General features: G+C 66.1%; 9 protein-coding genes and 1 pseudogene. 7 read left to right on the top strand and 3 right to left on the bottom strand.

The genetic code is table 11. The features are described 5' to 3' along the window. Positions 1 to 78: 78 nt before the first annotated feature. From ACEN9P_RS21010 to ACEN9P_RS21000, 3 genes are read left to right on the top strand one after another with little or no spacing between them, the layout of a single operon-like run. Positions 79 to 1,362 carry an ABC transporter substrate-binding protein gene (locus ACEN9P_RS21010; RefSeq protein WP_477663162.1) on the top strand — a complete coding sequence of 428 codons (1,284 nt, stop codon included), beginning with the start codon at positions 79 to 81 and terminating at the stop codon, positions 1,360 to 1,362. Positions 1,363 to 1,365: 3 nt separating this feature from the next. Then, the gene (locus tag ACEN9P_RS21005) at positions 1,366 to 3,576 is read left to right on the top strand and encodes a CHASE domain-containing protein (RefSeq protein WP_495620360.1); all 2,211 of its coding nucleotides are present in this window, start codon (positions 1,366 to 1,368) and stop codon (positions 3,574 to 3,576) included. Between the two features lie 8 nt (positions 3,577 to 3,584). Next, positions 3,585 to 4,262: a response regulator gene (locus tag ACEN9P_RS21000; protein ID WP_495620359.1), complete on the top strand. Its 678-nt coding sequence runs from the start codon at positions 3,585 to 3,587 to the stop codon at positions 4,260 to 4,262. Positions 4,263 to 4,292: 30 nt separating this feature from the next. On the opposite strand, the gene ACEN9P_RS20995 is transcribed toward ACEN9P_RS21000, so the two are convergent. The 3 genes and pseudogenes from ACEN9P_RS20995 to ACEN9P_RS20985 all read right to left on the bottom strand — a co-directional run. Then, positions 4,293 to 4,898, bottom strand: coding sequence for a LuxR C-terminal-related transcriptional regulator (locus ACEN9P_RS20995; protein WP_495620358.1), 606 nt, complete (start codon positions 4,896 to 4,898; stop codon positions 4,293 to 4,295). Between the two features lie 278 nt (positions 4,899 to 5,176). Next, the gene (locus ACEN9P_RS20990) at positions 5,177 to 10,045 is read right to left on the bottom strand and encodes a beta strand repeat-containing protein (RefSeq protein WP_495622211.1); all 4,869 of its coding nucleotides are present in this window, start codon (positions 10,043 to 10,045) and stop codon (positions 5,177 to 5,179) included. Between the two features lie 168 nt (positions 10,046 to 10,213). After that, positions 10,214 to 10,267, bottom strand: a pseudogene (locus tag ACEN9P_RS20985) (ESPR-type extended signal peptide-containing protein); the annotation flags it as partial. Between the two features lie 409 nt (positions 10,268 to 10,676). On the opposite strand from ACEN9P_RS20985, the gene ACEN9P_RS20980 reads away from it, so the two are divergent. The 4 genes from ACEN9P_RS20980 to ACEN9P_RS20965 all read left to right on the top strand — a co-directional run bounded on the left by ACEN9P_RS20980 (position 10,677) and on the right by ACEN9P_RS20965 (position 16,156). Beyond that, positions 10,677 to 11,372 carry a response regulator gene (locus ACEN9P_RS20980; RefSeq protein WP_495620357.1) on the top strand — a complete coding sequence of 232 codons (696 nt, stop codon included), beginning with the start codon at positions 10,677 to 10,679 and terminating at the stop codon, positions 11,370 to 11,372. 12 nt (positions 11,373 to 11,384) lie between these two features. Beyond that, the gene (locus ACEN9P_RS20975) at positions 11,385 to 13,343 is read left to right on the top strand and encodes a sensor histidine kinase (protein ID WP_495622210.1); all 1,959 of its coding nucleotides are present in this window, start codon (positions 11,385 to 11,387) and stop codon (positions 13,341 to 13,343) included. 235 nt (positions 13,344 to 13,578) lie between these two features. Next, entirely contained in the window at positions 13,579 to 14,268 is a 690-nt protein-coding gene (locus ACEN9P_RS20970) for a response regulator transcription factor (RefSeq protein WP_495620356.1), read from the top strand. A 13-nt stretch (positions 14,269 to 14,281) separates the two neighbouring features. Then, positions 14,282 to 16,156, top strand: a complete 1,875-nt coding sequence (locus tag ACEN9P_RS20965; protein ID WP_495620355.1) for a sensor histidine kinase — start codon at positions 14,282 to 14,284, stop codon at positions 16,154 to 16,156. The last annotated feature ends 43 nt before the right edge of the window (positions 16,157 to 16,199 follow it).

The following is a 16,199-nucleotide window of genomic DNA, read 5'->3' as shown; positions in this document are numbered from 1 at the left end:
CAACGGCGGCAGCCATGCACCGCCGGGGCAAGCCGGCGGGAAGTCGCGGGCAGACAATAACGAGGGCCGGGAAGCGCTATGTCGAATATTCTGAAAGCCGCGCTGCTGCTGGCGGCGCTGGCTGTTGCGGGCGCCGGCCGTGCCGAGCCGACGGAGATCTCTTTTTATTTCCCCATCGCGGTGGGCGGTCCCGTCGCCAAAAGCATTTCGGCGCTGGCGGCCGATTTTGAAAACAGCCATCCCGACATCCGTGTCAAGCCCGTCTACACCGGCACCTACAAGGACTCCATCGTCAAGGCGCTGACGGCGCACAAGAGCGGCACGCCCCCCGACGCGGCCGTGCTGTTTGCCGTCGACATGTACACGCTGATCGACGCCAATGCCATCGTGGCGTTCGACGACCTGGTCGCCAACGCCGACGATGTGGCCTGGCTGCGCGGTTTTTACCCGGCCTTGATGAACAACAGCCGTGCCGCCGGCCAGACCTGGGGCATTCCCTTCCAGCGCTCGACCATACTGCTCTACTGGAACAAGGAGCTTTTCAAACAGGCCGGCCTGGACCCGGAGCGGCCGCCCGCCGACTGGGCCGAGATGGCCGACTACGCCCGCAAGTTGACCCGGCGCGATGCGCAGGGCAACACCACGCAGTGGGGCGTGCAGATACCGTCCTCGGGATTTCCTTATTGGCTGTTCCAGGGGCTGGCCACGGGCAACGGCGCCGAACTCATGAACGCGGCCGGCACCCGCACCTATTTCGACAAGCCCGCCGTGGTGGAGGCGCTCCAATACTGGGTAGGCCTGTCGCGCGAGCGCAAGGTGCACCCGCCGGGCATCGTCGAATGGGGCGGCACGCCCAACGACTTCCTGGGCGGCAAGGCCGCGATGATCTGGACCACCAGCGGCAACCTGGGCAACCTCAAGGCCAAAGCCGGTTTTGACTTCGGCGTGGGCATGTTGCCCGGCAACACGCGCCGCGGCTCGCCCACGGGCGGCGGCAATTTTTATGTGTTCCGCAAAACCACGCCGGAGCGGCAAAAAGCCGCGTTCCGCTTCATCCAGTGGATGGTCGCGCCCGAGCGCACCGCGCGCTGGAGCATTGATTCGGGCTATATCGCCGTCAGCCCGGCCGCCTGGGAGACACGCACCATGAGGGACCATGTGATGGACTTCCCGAAGGCGGCCATCGCGCGCGACCAGCTGCAGCAGGCCGTGGCCGAGCTTTCCACGCATGAGAACCAGCGTGTGACGCGCGCGCTCAACGCCGGCCTGGCGGCGGCGCTTACCGGCGCCAAGACGCCGCAACAGGCCCTGAAGGACGCGCAGGCCGAGGCCGAGCGCATCCTGCTGCCCTACCAGCGTTAACCCATGGCAGATCAAGTGCTTTCTTCACCCGGCGTGCCCAAAGCCCGGCCCGCGGCGCTCAGGCGGTTGCGCTTTTTCAGCTACCTGCTGCCCTGTGTGGTGCTGGGCCTGGCGCTGGCCGCCGCCTGGTATTTCTGGGAGCGCGAGCGCCGGGAGATCGAGCAGGTGCTGCAGGGCGAGTTCGATGCGCGGGTGCGCGAGACCACCAGCCTTTTCCGCGAGCGCATGCTGGCCTATGAGCAGGCGCTGCGCGCCACGCACGGCCTGTTCGCCACCTCCGACCAGGTGCAGCGCGGCGACTTCCAGTCTTTTGTCGCCAACCTGCGCATCCAGAACCACCCGGGCCTGCAGGGCATGGGCTTCGCGCTCATCGTGCCGACCAGCGAGCGCGAGCGCCACATCGCGACGGTGCGCAGCCAGGGCTTCCCGGCCTACACGGTGCAAGCACCCGGCGACAGCGGCGCCAGCACCTCGGCGCTGTACTTCGAGCCCACCGGCTCCTCCTTCCTGAGCACGCTGGGCACCGACTATTTCGCCGAGCCCTCGCGCAGGCCCGCGATGGAGGCCGCGCGCGACAGCGGCGGCATCGCGGTGTCCAACAAGGTCAGGCTGCCCGAGGAAGACGCGGCCCAGGTCCAGGCCGGCTACCGCATGTATTTGCCGGTCTATAAAAACGGCAAACCGCAGGGCACGCTGGCCGAGCGCCGCGCGAACATCGTGGGCTGGATTTACGCCGCCTTCAGCATGGACGGCCTGATGGACAACATCCTGGGCGAGCGCGCCAACATCACCGTCGAGGTCTACGACGGCGCGGGGCAGGACGATGACCAGCTGATAGACACCTACAGCGACCGCGTGGGCGGCGAGTCGGCCGTCAAGCTGTTTTACGCGACGCAGCAGGTGGAGGTGGGCGGCTACGGCTGGACGCTGACGGCGCGCTCCCTGCCCAATTTCACCACCGCCATCGCCATCAGCAAGCTGCAGCTGGTGGCCCGCCTGGGCGCCGCGGCCAGCGTGATGGCGGCGCTGCTGACCTGGGTTTTGCTGCGCCGCCGCCTGCGCGCGCTCAGCGCCGCTGAAAACCTGCGTAGCGCCAAGGAGCATGCCGAAGCGGCCAGCCGCGCCAAGTCGCAGTTCCTGGCGGTCGCCAGCCACGACCTGCGCCAGCCCATACAGGCGCTGAGCCTGTTCGTGGCCACGCTGCAGGCCATGGCCGGGCGCGCGCAGATCCCCGGCACGGAAGTGAGCCACATCGCGCAGCGCCTGCAGCTGGCGCTCAACGGGCTGGGCCGCTTGCTCAACGGCCTGTTTGATTTGTCGCGGCTGGACAGCGGCACGGTGGAAGTGGCGCGGCGGCCGGTGGAGGTGGCGCAACTGCTGGCGGAACTGAACAACGCCTTCGCCGGGCCGGCCGGGGCCAAGGGCCTGGGTTTCAAGGTCTTTGCGCCGCGTGGCCTCTGGGTCGACACCGACCCGCTGGTGTTCGCGCGTGTGCTGTCCAACCTGGTGGCCAACGCGGTGCGCTACACCGAGCAGGGCCGCATCCTGGTCGGATGCAGGCCGCGCGGCAACATGCTGGAGTTCCAGGTGTTTGACACCGGCATAGGCATCGCCGACGAGGAGCGCGCACGCATCTTCGGCGAGTTCTACCAAGTGCCCAATGTGGCGCGCGACCGCGAGCACGGCCTGGGCCTGGGCCTGGCCATTGTGTTGCGCTCGGTGCGCTTGCTGGGCGGGCAGGTCGATGTGCGCTCCACGCCCGGCAAGGGCTCGGTGTTTTCCGTCATGCTGCCGCGCGCGGCGGCGCCCGAGCTCGCGACCACGGTCCCCGCGGACCTGCGCGACCATTTCACCGGCAGCGTGCTGGTGGTTGACGACGACCCCGAGGTGCGCGAGTCCATGCAGCGCCTGTTGACCGAATGGGGCCACCCGGTGCGTGTGGCCGCCACGCTGGGGGAGGCGATCAACGCCGCGGCCGATCTGGCGGACTCGCTGGCACTGGTGCTCACGGATTACCACCTGGGCAATGGCGTCACCGGCACCGAGATCGTCGAGGCGGTGGAGCGCCGCCTGGGCCGGCAGGTGTCCGCCGTCATCATCACCGGCGATACTTCCGCCGAAACGGTTGCCGAGGCGGCCCGCAACGGCTTGCGCCTGCTCTACAAGCCGGTGGAGCCGCGCGTGCTGGCCGCGTTGATGAAAAGCATTCAATGAGCATCACCATGACATCCATCCTCTCCACCCCCTCCACCATCGCGACCACCAGAATCCTTCTTGCGGAAGACCATGTGCTGATGCGCGACGGCCTGAAGATGCTGCTGGGCACCCAGCCAGGTTTTGAGGTTGTCGCGGAAACCGGCGACGGCATGGCAGTCGAAGCACTGGTGAGGCAGTTCACTCCCCAGCTCCTGCTGCTGGACCTGGGACTGCCCGGCCAGCACGGCGTGAAGATCGCCGCCAGCATCAAGGCCGAATTGGGTGAAGCCGTCAAGGTGCTGGTGCTCACCGGCGACCTGCAGGCCGACTCCGTCAGGCAGGCACTGGCGGCAGGTGCCGACGGCTATGTGCACAAGAGCGAGGACAGCGCCGAGCTGTTGCAGGCTGTGCATGCCGTGCTGGCCGGTCGGCAGTATGTGAGCCGCAATATCGCCGCGGCCTTTTCGCCGCGCGCGCGGCTGGTGGACTACGCCGGCGACAAGCTGGTCGCGACACCTCGCGAACGCGAGATCATGTCGCTGGTGGCGCGCGGCCTGAGCAACCGCGAGATTGCCGAGTTGCTGGCGATCAGTGTGCTGACAGTACGGACGCATCGGCAGAACTTGATGGAGAAGTTTTCTTTGCGGAATGCGGCGGAGATTACTGCCTATGCGGTGCAGAGGGGTTATTACGTTCCGGCTTGATCTGCCGGGTCTTGCTCCGGCAGGCCCCCTTCAGTGCGGCGTGTAATAGCCGCGCCGCACAGCGCAGGCGGTTATTTCGGCCGCGTTGTGCAGCCGGAATTTCTCCATCAGGTTTTGCCGGTGGGTGCGCACCGTGAGCACGCTGATGGCCAGCAGCTTCGCGATCTCGCGGTTGCCCAGGCCGTGCGCCACCAGCGACATGATCTCGCGCTGGCGCGGCGTGGCCGTCTGCGCTTCACCGGCCCTCTCCATGCGAAGGGAGCGCGGCAAAAAGACCGCCGCGATGCCGCGGCTGACATGCTGGTGGCCGGCCAGCACGGCGTGCACCGCGCACAGCAACTCGTCGCCGTCCTCGCTTTTGTGCGCATAGCCGTCGGCATCCGCCAATAGCGCCCGCCTGAGGATAGCGGGCTGCAGCTCGCCGGTCAGCAGCAGCACCTTGACGGCACCGCCGAAGCCGGCCCTGATGGCGGCCACGATTTCCAGGCCTGGCGCGCCGGGAAGGTCCATGTCCAACAGCACCAGCTGGGGCAACAGCCGGTGCACCAGCGCCTGCACGGCCTCGCCGTCGCCGGTCTCGGCGACGACCTCAAAGCCGGCCTGGCCGGACAAAAGCATCCTGAGGCCGTCACGCATCAGCGCGTCGCCTCCGGCAAGCAAGACGGTGGTGGGGCAGCAGTTCAATCCAGCTTCTCCAGGCCTGGGCAACAAGGACACGGCCCGGCGCCGGACTTGATGACTGCCCTACTGTGGCAAAGGGCCGCTGAACTGTCTGTCCCCAGTTCTGGTGACACTGCGGCAAGCCCCCACCCTAGCCTCCCCCAGCGGGGGGAGGGAGTAAGAGCTGCATGTACTCCTTCCCCCTCTGGGGGAAGGTTGGGATGGGGGCCAGCGGCCTTCAAAAACGGCGCGGCCTATTCGGCTTTGTCCTGCCCCTCGGCCTCGGCAGCAGCCGTATTCAGCGCCTTGATAAGCGCGGCGTCATCCAGCACCTTCGATTCGCTGTCGATGCTGTTGCCCAGGAGTTTGTCCGTGCCGGCAATGGTGTTGAGCGCGGTCATATAAGCCCCCTCCAGCGCCGCGCCCACGCCGGGAGAAGGCGTCGTCGGTGAAGGTGCGGGGGACGGCACACCCGTCACCGTCAAGGTGCCGCTGGTATAGGCGATGCTGTAACCCAGGGCCGATGCCAGCGTGCCCTGCGTAATCGCATGTGCGGGGCCGGTCGCGGCGGCGCCAGTGGGCGCCGACAAGGCGCCGCTCAGCGCGCTGGCCGCGGTGTCGCCCGCCACCAGGCCGCTGTTGACGGTGTAGGTCAGTACCGGGTCGGCGCCGCCATATGCCTTGCGCTGGTTGTCGCCGCTCACATTGAGCGTAGGCACAAAGCTGTAGACAAAGCGGTTGCCGCTCAGCGAGGTCATGGAGGCGTCCGACGGCAGGTTGCCCGCAAAGGTGCGGCCAAAAGCGTTGCCGGTGGAAACCATGCCGCCCAGGGTGCTGGCAACAGGACTGGTCGAATAGACAAGGAAGCGGCCCGCTCCTGGGTTGAGCGCGCCGGCGCCCGCGTTGTTCACAAAGTTGCGCCCGGCGGCCAGTACCAGCGAATCATTGGTCGCACTGCCGGAGGTCACGCCGTTGTTCAGGGTGAGGTCGCTGGCCGCCCCTGTGGTGCGCACCAGCACCTTCCCGCTGGCGGTGAGGCCTGCCGTGTTGACCGTGCCGACAGCCAGCGCGCCGGCCTGCGTGTACTCTGCATTGCCGGTGTTGCCCGCCAGCGTCGTGACCGCATTGCCCGCGTTGTTGAGCGTGTGCGTGCCGGCGCCCAGCAGCTCCAGGCCAGTGGCGGTGATCGCTGCGGTTTGGGTGCTGGTGCCGGCGGTGCTCAGCGTCAGCTCGCTCGCCGTCAGCGCGCCGTTGATGGCGATATTGCCAGCAGTCGTGGTCAGCTTGAGCTTGTCCTGCGCATTGCCGAAGGCATTGTCGACCGTGATACCGGCGCCTGATGAGAGGTTGACCGTCTGCACGGACCCGGCATCGGTGCTGATGGCGAGGTTGCTGCTGCTCAGCGCATTGGCGGCGGTGAGGCTGATGTCGCCCGCGGCGGCCGTGGTCGCCAGGGTTTGCAGGCCGGTCACGTTGGTGCCCAGCGTGATGGCGTTCATGGCATTCGCATTGAGCGTGGTGGCGCTGATGTTGTTGGCGGCGCCGTTGGCATCGGTGATGGCGCCAGCCGCAGCGCCCAGGGTGACCGAGCTGCCGGCCACCGTCTTGACCGCGAGGTTGCCGGCCCCGTTGATGCTGACGTTGACGGCGCTCGTCGCGCTGATGTTTTCCAGGGCGCTGTTGCCAACCAGGCTCAGGTTGACCTGCGAGCCGGCGCCGCTGGCCACTGCAACGATGGGGCCCGTCGCTGAAATACTCAGGGCGTTGGCGGCGCTGTTGCCTATGCTGCCGTTGCCCGCCTCCAGGTAGATCGAGCCGCCGTTGGCGTTCATCAGGTGCGACCCGGGGGATGAGGGAGTTGGCGTATTGATGCTGCCCGTGGCCACAAGGCTGATGGCGGCGGTGCCCGCAGTCGTGCCTGTGGCGTTGTTGTTATTGGAAAAGGAGCCCGCTCCCAGGGTGATGGAGCCGGTGTTGGCGATGTCGATGCGGCCGACGCCGTTGATGTCGGCCAGGAAGCTGGCGTTGGCGGCGGTGTTGCGAAGGGTGATGCCGCCTGATGTGCCGTTGTTGAGGCCGCCGAAATTCTGGATCCGGTTGCCTGCGTTGGAAAGTGTCATGCCCCCGAAGCTGCTGGCCTGGAAGGTATTGGCGACGATAGCCTGGGTTTGCGTCAGGGCGCCGCTGCTGGTCAGCGCGACAGCACCGGTGCCGGAGTTGGTGATGCCGGCCGTTCCGTCAACCGTTCCCACAGACAGCGCAGAGGCGGAGCGGACCTGGAAATTGCCCGTGCCGTAGGCCCGCCCGCTGACCTGGCTGATCTGGTTGCCAGTGTTGGCCAGGACGACGCTTCGTGCATTGGCGTTGAGGTTGGCGACGGTGATGGCCGCCGTCTGGGTGATCGAGCCCGTGAGGTTGTCGTTGATCAGGCTCAGGGTCGGCGAGCTGGCCAGGTTGATCGCGCCGCCGGTGTTGCCGATGGCGATGCCGCCGGTGTTGTTGATGCGGCCGATCGCGATCGCCGAAGCGGTGATCCGGTTGAGCTCGTCGTTGCTCAGGTTCATGGCGGCGGTTTCAGACGCCCCGCCAAGCGTGATCGGCCGGAAGCTGCTGACCGTATTGATCGTCACCCTGCCCGCGCCCGCGTTGACGGCGCTGCCGATGTTGACACGCTCACCGCGCAGCGCCATATCCCCGCCCCCGCTGTTGATGCCGGTGCCGTTGATGTTCAGGTCAAAGTTGGTGGCCGGCGAGGCCGGCGCCATACCCGACCCGAGCAGCGACATGGCCGCGCCGTTGGAGTTGATGCTGCCGCCGGTCAGGCTCAGGCCCTGGGAACCGGCAGCGTGTACCACCGCCGAATTCCCGCGGCCGTCCATGCTGATCGCACCGGTCGAGCTGAGGCTGCCGCCCGCCATGGAGATGCCCGTGAACGTTGCCGTTGTCGAGAGGCCCTGCCCAGCACCTGAAACGGAGAGCCCGCCCGTGCCCGCGATCAGGTCGGCGCCGGCATCGACCAGGATGCCGATGCCGGTCGTGCCATCGTCCATATCAGCGACGCCGTCGAGCAAGATGCGACTGGCCGCGCCGGACTGCAGCTTGCCTTTTGCAATGATGCCCTTGGTATCCGCGGCGGCGGCGAGGGCACTGAGCATCTGGCCCCTGACCTCCACGTTGCCGCCGGTGCTGGACACCTCGGAGCCGGTGCCCAGCTCAACGGCGACGCTGTGGGCCGTCGACGTGGTGTGTGCATTGCCGGTAACGGCGATGTTGCCCGTACCTGTGACCTTGGCCAGTGAGTCCAGCCGCACCCCGCGGGCCGCCTGGGCAATGATGGTGCCCCAGCCCGACTCGCCGATGATGGTGACGGTGCCGGCGCCGCCTGCCACGTTGGAGTTGGCGATGGCCACACCTGCCGCCGAACCGCTGGCGGCGACAGCAGCGGCGCCGCCGCTCTTGAGCTTGCCGGTGATGTTTATGGTGCCACCGCCGGTGGTGCTGACGTTGGTCTGTGTGGCCCCGCTGTTGACCAGCTCGACCGCGTGATTGCCTGAATTGGTGTTGGATGCGTCAATGCTGATGTTTCCGCTGCTGGTCAAACTGCTGCCCGCCAGCTTGATGGCTGAACTGGCGCTGTTGATGTTGGCATTGCCGCTGATGAGGGTGGCACGGTCCAGCAGGATGCCGTACTGCGCCGTGTCCGCCGTGATGCCGTTGATGGTGAGGGCGCCGGTGCCGGCGTTCACCGTGCTCTGGGACACCAGCACGCCCGAGTTTCCGGCCTGGCCCGCCCCGGTCAACGAGATGGCGCCTCCGGCAGTCTGCACAACCGCGTTGCTGATATCCAGCGCGCCGGCGGAGTTGACGGTGATCGTGCCGGCGCCGCCGGTCACGGCCAGCCCGGAACTCTTGATGGACTGGGAGGCCAAGGCTGTGTTCACGTTAATCGTGCCGCCGCCGGAGACCTTGAAGGTCAGGGCGGTGCCGTCCCCGCTGCCCGTGAGGTCTATGCCGGTACCGCTGGCCCCGGTGGTCTTGATGATGAGGTTCAGGCCACTGGGCATTTCCACATCGGCATTGCTGAAGTTGCCCGTCGTGTTGATCGAATCCGTGGCCTGGATGGTCATGTCGGAACCCGCGGCTTCAAGCGTGTCCTCGTAAATGGTGTTGGCCGCCGCACCGGAGCCGCCCGCGATGGTCATCGTGGCCGGGTCCAGCAGCCAGTTGCCGTTCTTGCCTTGCGGCGCCCGCGTATTGACCCTGAAGCCCGGCAGGATCTTGAAGTTCGCGGCACTGGTTTCGATAAAGCCGCCGTCACCGCCATCGGGGGCGCTGGCATCCAGCGTGCCGCCGATACGGACCATGCCGTGTTCCATGTCGCCGATCAGCATGATGCGGCCGGCCTTGTTGGCCATCGTCTTTGCTTCAATCACACCGGTGTTGTTCACGGTGCCGGTGGTCAGGCTGTCCAGGGCCCTGGCCGAGAGCAGCACCTGCCCGCCGTTGGCCTGGATCAAATGTTTGTTCTCGGCCAGGGCATTGATCGCGCCCTGGTCAATGCTGTAGCCCAGCAGGCTGCCGTTGTCGAGGTTCAGCGTGACCTTGTTGCCAGCGGCAAGCAGCGCAGTGCCCAGCGTAGCGGTCATCACACCTTCGTTGCGCACTTCGGGGGCCAGCAACGCCAGGTAGCCGCCCTGCCCTGCGTTCAGCGTGCCCTGGTTGACCACCGAGCCGCCGGAACCGGTGAACACGTTGTTGCCAGCCATGAAGTCGGCATTGCTCATGTTCAAGGTCGATGCAACAAGGCCACCGACATTGACCTGGGAGCCGGCGCCAAACAGCACTCCGTTCGGGTTCAGGATAAACACCTGGCCATTGGCCGTGAGGCTGCCGAGCAGCTCGCTGGGGCTGCTGCCGGTGATGCGGTTCAGTGCAATCGCCTGCGCGTTGGGCTGGTTGAATACCAAAGCCTCATTGGCACGGGTGGACAGTGAAGTCCAGTCAATCGCCAGCCTCTGCGTCGCCTGGTTGATCGTGGTGAGATTGCCCGCGGTGGCGACGGTGCCTGCGCCGGCGACGACGGCCGCATTGGCCGCATCTGCAGCGTGCGCCTGCGGAACCATAAGCAAGAGAGATGACAGAACACCGAGAGCCGCCTTGCAGACGGCGTTAAGCGTGAACCCGCTACCACCATCGCCTCCATGCCCGCCATCACCTTGATGAACCGAACTGCAATCCACACTTGGGCGAGCCGTGCCGCCCTTGCTTTTGCCTCTGGCGTTCTCAGCCACAGCCACCCACAGGCTCAGGGCAGTGTTCCAGACGAGGCGGTAAATACGGTTCATGCTGGCGTGGCTTTTCATGGAAGCTTTCGTTGACGGGCGGGACTTGCAGCGAACCAGGTTGCTCGCCAATCAGTCGGGCCAGCGCCCCCGGCTGTTGTGAAACGCCTGGCTGACCGGCAATCATCGTACGAATCACGAAAGTCGCTGTCTGTCGCACATATGCGCTACACCCAGATATCCTCAGGACCCCCTCCCGGACACAATATTGGACCTTAGACCAGCAGAAATGGGCGCCAATCGCTATCAAAAAAATAGCACATGGATCGTCCGGGTGGCTTGATTCCGGCACCGACGGGACAGCGAACAGGCCTTGCCGGTGACCAGCCACCGGTTACCGGCTTGCATGTAGAACAAACAATCTACACGAATAGCGAGTCGTGCGACCGAAACCGTCGCAAAATGTCGCCTGATGAATGCACCTCCCGCTGAACAAGACCTGCCCGTAATCCACGTCGCCATCGTCGAGGACGATCCGAGCTTTCGCGGAGCGCTGAGTCGCGTGGTGCAGGGCGCTTCTGACATGCGCCTGGTGGGCGCGGCAGGCACCCGCGCCGAAGGCTTGCAGATGCTCAAGCAACCGCCGGCCGATGTGCTGCTGGTTGATTTGGGCCTGCCCGATGGCTCAGGCATCGACGTGATTCGCGCGGCTTCCCAGCAGTGGCCGGCCTGCAGCATCATGGTGAGCACCAATTTTGGCGACGAGACGCATGTGATGCAGTCGATCGAATCCGGCGCTGCCGGCTACCTGCTGAAAGACAGCTCACCGCTGAAGATGGCGGCCGAGATCCGCAGCCTGGCCAGCGGCGGCAGCCCGATCAGCCCCATCATCGCCCGGCAGGTGCTGGCGCGTTTTCGCCGCAGCACGGCAGCTGGCGCCGGCACGACGCCCGCCGATATCGACGCGTCCTCGCTGCTGTCGGCGCGTGAAAAGGAAGTGCTGGACTACATCACCAAAGGTTTCACCGCGGTGGAAATCGCCAGGCTGATGGAGTTGTCGCCCTTCACGGTGCGCACTTTTGTGCGGCGCATCTACAGCAAACTCAAGGTCACCTCCAAGGCTGAAGCGATCTACGAAGCCCGGAACCAGGGCATTCTGTCGCAGTAGTTGCCCGTGCGCATGCCCTTTTATTACCACCGGCTCCTGCGTTTTTTGCCCCGCGTAGCGCTGCTGGCAGCAGCCGCGGTGCTGACGGGTCTTGTCGCCTGCGACTCTGCGGACACCCGCGCGGGTGCTTCCCCCAGCGCGGCGGCCCTGCATCTCACCGAGGCTGACTGGCAGGTGCAAACCGATGCGGGCTTCACCTCGCCACCGCTCACCCTGGACGGCCAAACCCTGCTGGACCACTGGCAGCCCGTTGCGCTGCCGCACGCCTTGCCCGTCTCGGTGCTGGGACAGGCCCGGGCTGCAGCATCCGCCGGCGTGACACCCGTCACACGCACCAGCTGGTTTCGACTGACCGTGCCGCCGGTCCCGGCATCGTCCGCGCCGCTGGCGCTGTATGCGGCCCGCGTGCGCACCGACGGCACCCTCGCGGTGTACGCCGACGGTCACCTGATACACACCGCACAGCAGCAAGGCCCGTTATGGAACAGCCCGCACACGCCGCTGTGGGTGCTGCTGGAGAAATCACCCGATGGCCGCCCGCCGCGCGAGATCACGCTGCGCATCGAGCACACGGCTGCGACGCAGGTGGCGCTGTCGTCACTGTGGCTGGGCCCGGTGGATGCCATCAGCTGGCGCTACCACGGCCGCCAATGGCTGCAGCAGGAATTGCCGGGCATGTTCAGCTCGGCTTTCCTCGCGGTCGGCATCTTCGCCTTGCTGGTGTGGCTGCGGCGCCGGCATGAGCCGGGCTACCTGCTGTTTTTTGTGTTGGCGGCCATGTCCTTCATCCGGGGCCTGCATTTTTATGTGAACTTCCCGATTGCCAACGACTGGTTTGCCTGGTTCACCGTCAACTCGCTGTTCTGGCTGGTCACGGTGGTGCACTTTTCAATCGGCCTGCTGCACCGACGCCGGCAACTGTGGCTGACGCGGGCACTGATTACCGCGTCCGTGCTGATGGCCCTGCTGACCCTGCCCCTGTGGCCGGCCCTGCCCAACACGCCGAGGACCACGCCCATGCTGTACGTGGTGGCCGCACTGATGGGCGTGAGCGTCAGCATGGCGGGCATCGTCAACGCCTGGGGGCGCTCGCGCGACGCCATGGTAGTGGCCATCGGGACGGTGCTGGCCACGCTCTTCAGCGCGACCGACTGGTTGGTACAGAACAATTTCATCAGCCCCGAAAACTGGTATCTGGGCCCGCATACCAACGCGATCACCTTCAGCGTCTTCGGTTACGTGATGTACCGCCGTTACACCGGCGCCATTGCGGAGGTCGAGCAGGTCAACGCCAGCCTGGCCGAGCGCCTGCGGGTGCGCGAAGCCGAACTTGAAGCCAGCCACCGCAGCCTGCGCGAGATCGCCCAGCAGCAGATGCTGAGCCACGAACGCCAGCGCATGATGCAGGACATGCACGACGGCTTGGGCTCGACGCTGATCAGCGCCATCCGCTCCGTCGAAGTCGGCGGCATGAGCGACGAACGCGTGAAGCAGACCCTCAAGGACTGCATGGACGACCTGAAGCTCGCCATCGACTCGATGGAGCCGGTTGAAGCCGACCTGTTGCTGCTGCTGGCCACACTGCGTTTCCGGCTCGAGCCCCGGCTGGAAGGCACCGGCATCACGCTGCTCTGGGAAGTTCAGGAACTCCCCGCGCTGGACTGGCTGGACCCTTCAAGCGCGCTGCACATTTTGCGCATCCTGCAGGAGGCTTTCGCCAACATCCTCAAGCACGCCCAGGCCAGCGAAATACGCGTAACCACCGCCGCGGGCGACGGCTGGGTGTGCGTCGGCATCACCGACAACGGCAAGGGCTTTGCGGTGGAGGAAGCGCCAGGCAACGGCGGCAAGGGCCTGGCCAACCAGCGACGCCGCGCGCAGGCCATAGGCGGTGATGTGGCGTTTGAATCATCGGCAGCCGGCACACGGCTAACCTTGCGCCTGCCGGAAAAGCGCCCCGCAACCATGTGATTCCGCCGATTGCAACAAAAGCGTTAACACCGTCATCCGCCGATACGCTGTTATCCCTCTTTCCGGCGACAAGGCCGGAATTCCGCACCGCACGGCATCCAAACTGTCCCTAGATATGGGGACACGCAATGGCCCGCCCTTGAAGCACAATGGCAATATTTCCGGCCGTCCGCTTCCCGTCCCGCGGGTAGCACGTCCATGCATGCATAAGGCATGCGCCAACGCAGGAACCGACATGCAGCCCAGCCCAAGCCCGTCCCCGATCCACGTGGCGCTCGTGGAGGATGACGTCCTTTTCCAGAACGCCATCGTGACCGCCATCACGGCTTCGCCCGACATACGCCTGATGAGCCTGGCCAGCACGCGCGCGCAGGGCCTGCAGTCCCTGCAAAACGCGCCCGCCGATGTGCTGCTGGTGGACCTGGGCCTGCCCGACGGCTCGGGCATCGACGTGATACGCGCGGCGCACGCGCAATGGCCGACCTGCGCGGTGATGGTGTGCACGGCCTTCGGCGACGAAGCGCATGTGCTGCAGTCCATAGAAGCCGGCGCATCGGGCTACCTGCTCAAAGACAGCGAGCCCGAGAACATGCTGCACGAGATCCGCAGCCTGCACGGCGGCGGCAGCCCGATCAGCCCGCTGATCGCCCGGCAGATCCTGATGCGCTTTCGTGCCGCGCCTCCGGTGGTGCCGGCAGCCGCGCCGGCCCCAGCCGCCGGCGAGCAGGCCGTGCTGTCCAGCCGCGAAAAGGAAGTGCTGGAGCTGATCACCAAAGGCTTTACCGCCGATGAGATCGCCCGCCTGATGCAGGTGTCGCAGCACACGGTGCAGACCTATGTGCGGCGCATTTACAGCAAGCTCAATGTGAATTCGCGAGCCGAAGCGATTTATGAAGCCAGGAACCAGGGCATTCTGGCGGCCTGAGGTGCGCGGGGGCATGCTTCGCTGGCTGTTGCTGTGCGCCTGGCTGCTGGCCTGCGGCCCCGCCGCCTGGGCCGCGGGGACTGTCGCGCACTACACCCAGGCCGAGATGCTGCGTGAAGAAGCGGCAAGCTTCAAGCCGCTGGCGGCCACGGTCGACGACAGCGCCCTGCCCGGAAGCTGGACACAGGTGGCATTGCCGCGCGTGATTGAAACACCGGCGGCTTCGGACACCGGCAAACGGCCGGTGGTCACCACCTGGCTGCGCATACACCTCGATGAGCTGCAAGGCAGCAAGGGCCCCCAGCATTTCTACCTGATACGCTGGCTCGCGGCCGGCCAGATCGCGGTGTATGCCGACGGCCGGCTGCGCTACCGCTCCACCGGCAGCCCGGTCTGGAACCTCTTCAGCCACCCCGCGCTGCTGCTGCCGCTGAACCTGACCGCCGACAGCCCGCCGCCGAAAACCCTGTTGATACGCCTGGACAGCCTGCCCTCGCCCGAGGCCGGGATTTCTTCCTTCTATGCGGGAGACTCCGACAGCCTGGTCGAAATGGCCGGCAGGCGCGACTGGCTGGCCAACCAGCTGCCCTTTATGTGCAGCGCGGCCTTCCTCGCAGTGGGGCTGTTTTCGCTGGCGGTCTGGGTGGTGCGCCGCCAGCCCGCCAGCCTTTACCTGTTCGCCATGGCGGTGCTGAACGCCACGCGCCGCTGGCATTTCCAGCTGGGCCCCGAAAAACTCATCGTCAGCGACGCCTGGTTTATCTGGCTGACCCTCAATGCCTTGATGTGGCAGTCGCTGGTCACCCACTATTTCCTGCAGTTCCTGCACGGCCGCGCCATGCCCCGGACCAGCCGCGTGATGCTGGCGATGGCTGTGGTGTTTTCCATCGTCACGCTGCCCTTTGCCTCCGTCTTCCCCAGCCTGCTGGCGCTGCGGCCCTATGCCCACCTGCTGCTGATCAGCATGGCCACGGTCATCGCGGTCATCGGGCTGTGGCATTCATGGCGCAGCCGCTCGCTGGACGCGAAGATGCTGTCGACCGCCTTTTTGGTCAACTATGTGTTCGGCGTCTACGACTGGGCCCGCCTCAAGTACGTGGTCGACCTGGAAAGCTACTACCTCACGCCTTACGCGGCCATGCTGCTGTTCGGCGTGTTTGTGGTGATCATGTTCCGCCAGTATGTGGGCGCCCTGGCCACCGTGGAGCAGCTCAATACCGGGCTGGAAGAAAGCCTCAAGAACCGCGAGACCGAACTCGCAGCGAGTTACGAGAGGCTACGCGAGGTCGAGCAGCGCGAGCTGCTGAGCCAGGAGCGCCAGCGCCTCACGCAGGACATGCACGACGGCCTGGGCTCCTCGCTGGTCAGCGCGCTGCGCGTGGTCGAGGGAGGCAGGCTCGGCGAGGCCGAGGTGGCCGAGGTCCTCAAGGGCTGCATAGACGACCTCAAGCTGACCATAGATTCGATGGAGCCGGTCGAGGCCGATTTGCTGCTCCTGCTGGCCACGCTGCGCTTTCGCCTGGGCCCACGCCTGGCGGGCGCCGGCATCTCGCTGCGCTGGGAGGTTTCCGACGTGCCGCCGCTGGACTGGCTGAACCCGCGCAACGCGCTGCACATACTGCGCATCCTGCAGGAGGCCTTCACCAACACCCTCAAGCACACCCGCGCCACGCAGATCAGGGTGATGACGGGCGCCGAAGACGGTTATGTCAGCGTCATCATCGCCGACAACGGCGGCGGCTTTTCCATCAGCGAGGCGCTGGCCGGCGGCGGCAAGGGCCTGGCCAACCAGCAGCGCCGCGCCCAGGCCATAGGCGCGGAGCTCTTGCTGCACTCCTCGGCCGCGGGCACCACGCTGACGCTGAGGCTGCCGGAAAAACGCCCGTAGCGGGCAAGGGCTTTGGCTGCACGGCCCGCCGGCGCTTTACACC

This window comes from Polaromonas sp. Polasp52 (genome assembly GCF_059491565.1).
The sequence above is the reverse complement of the archived record's forward strand: the minus strand, read 5'-3'. Positions and strand labels throughout refer to the sequence as shown.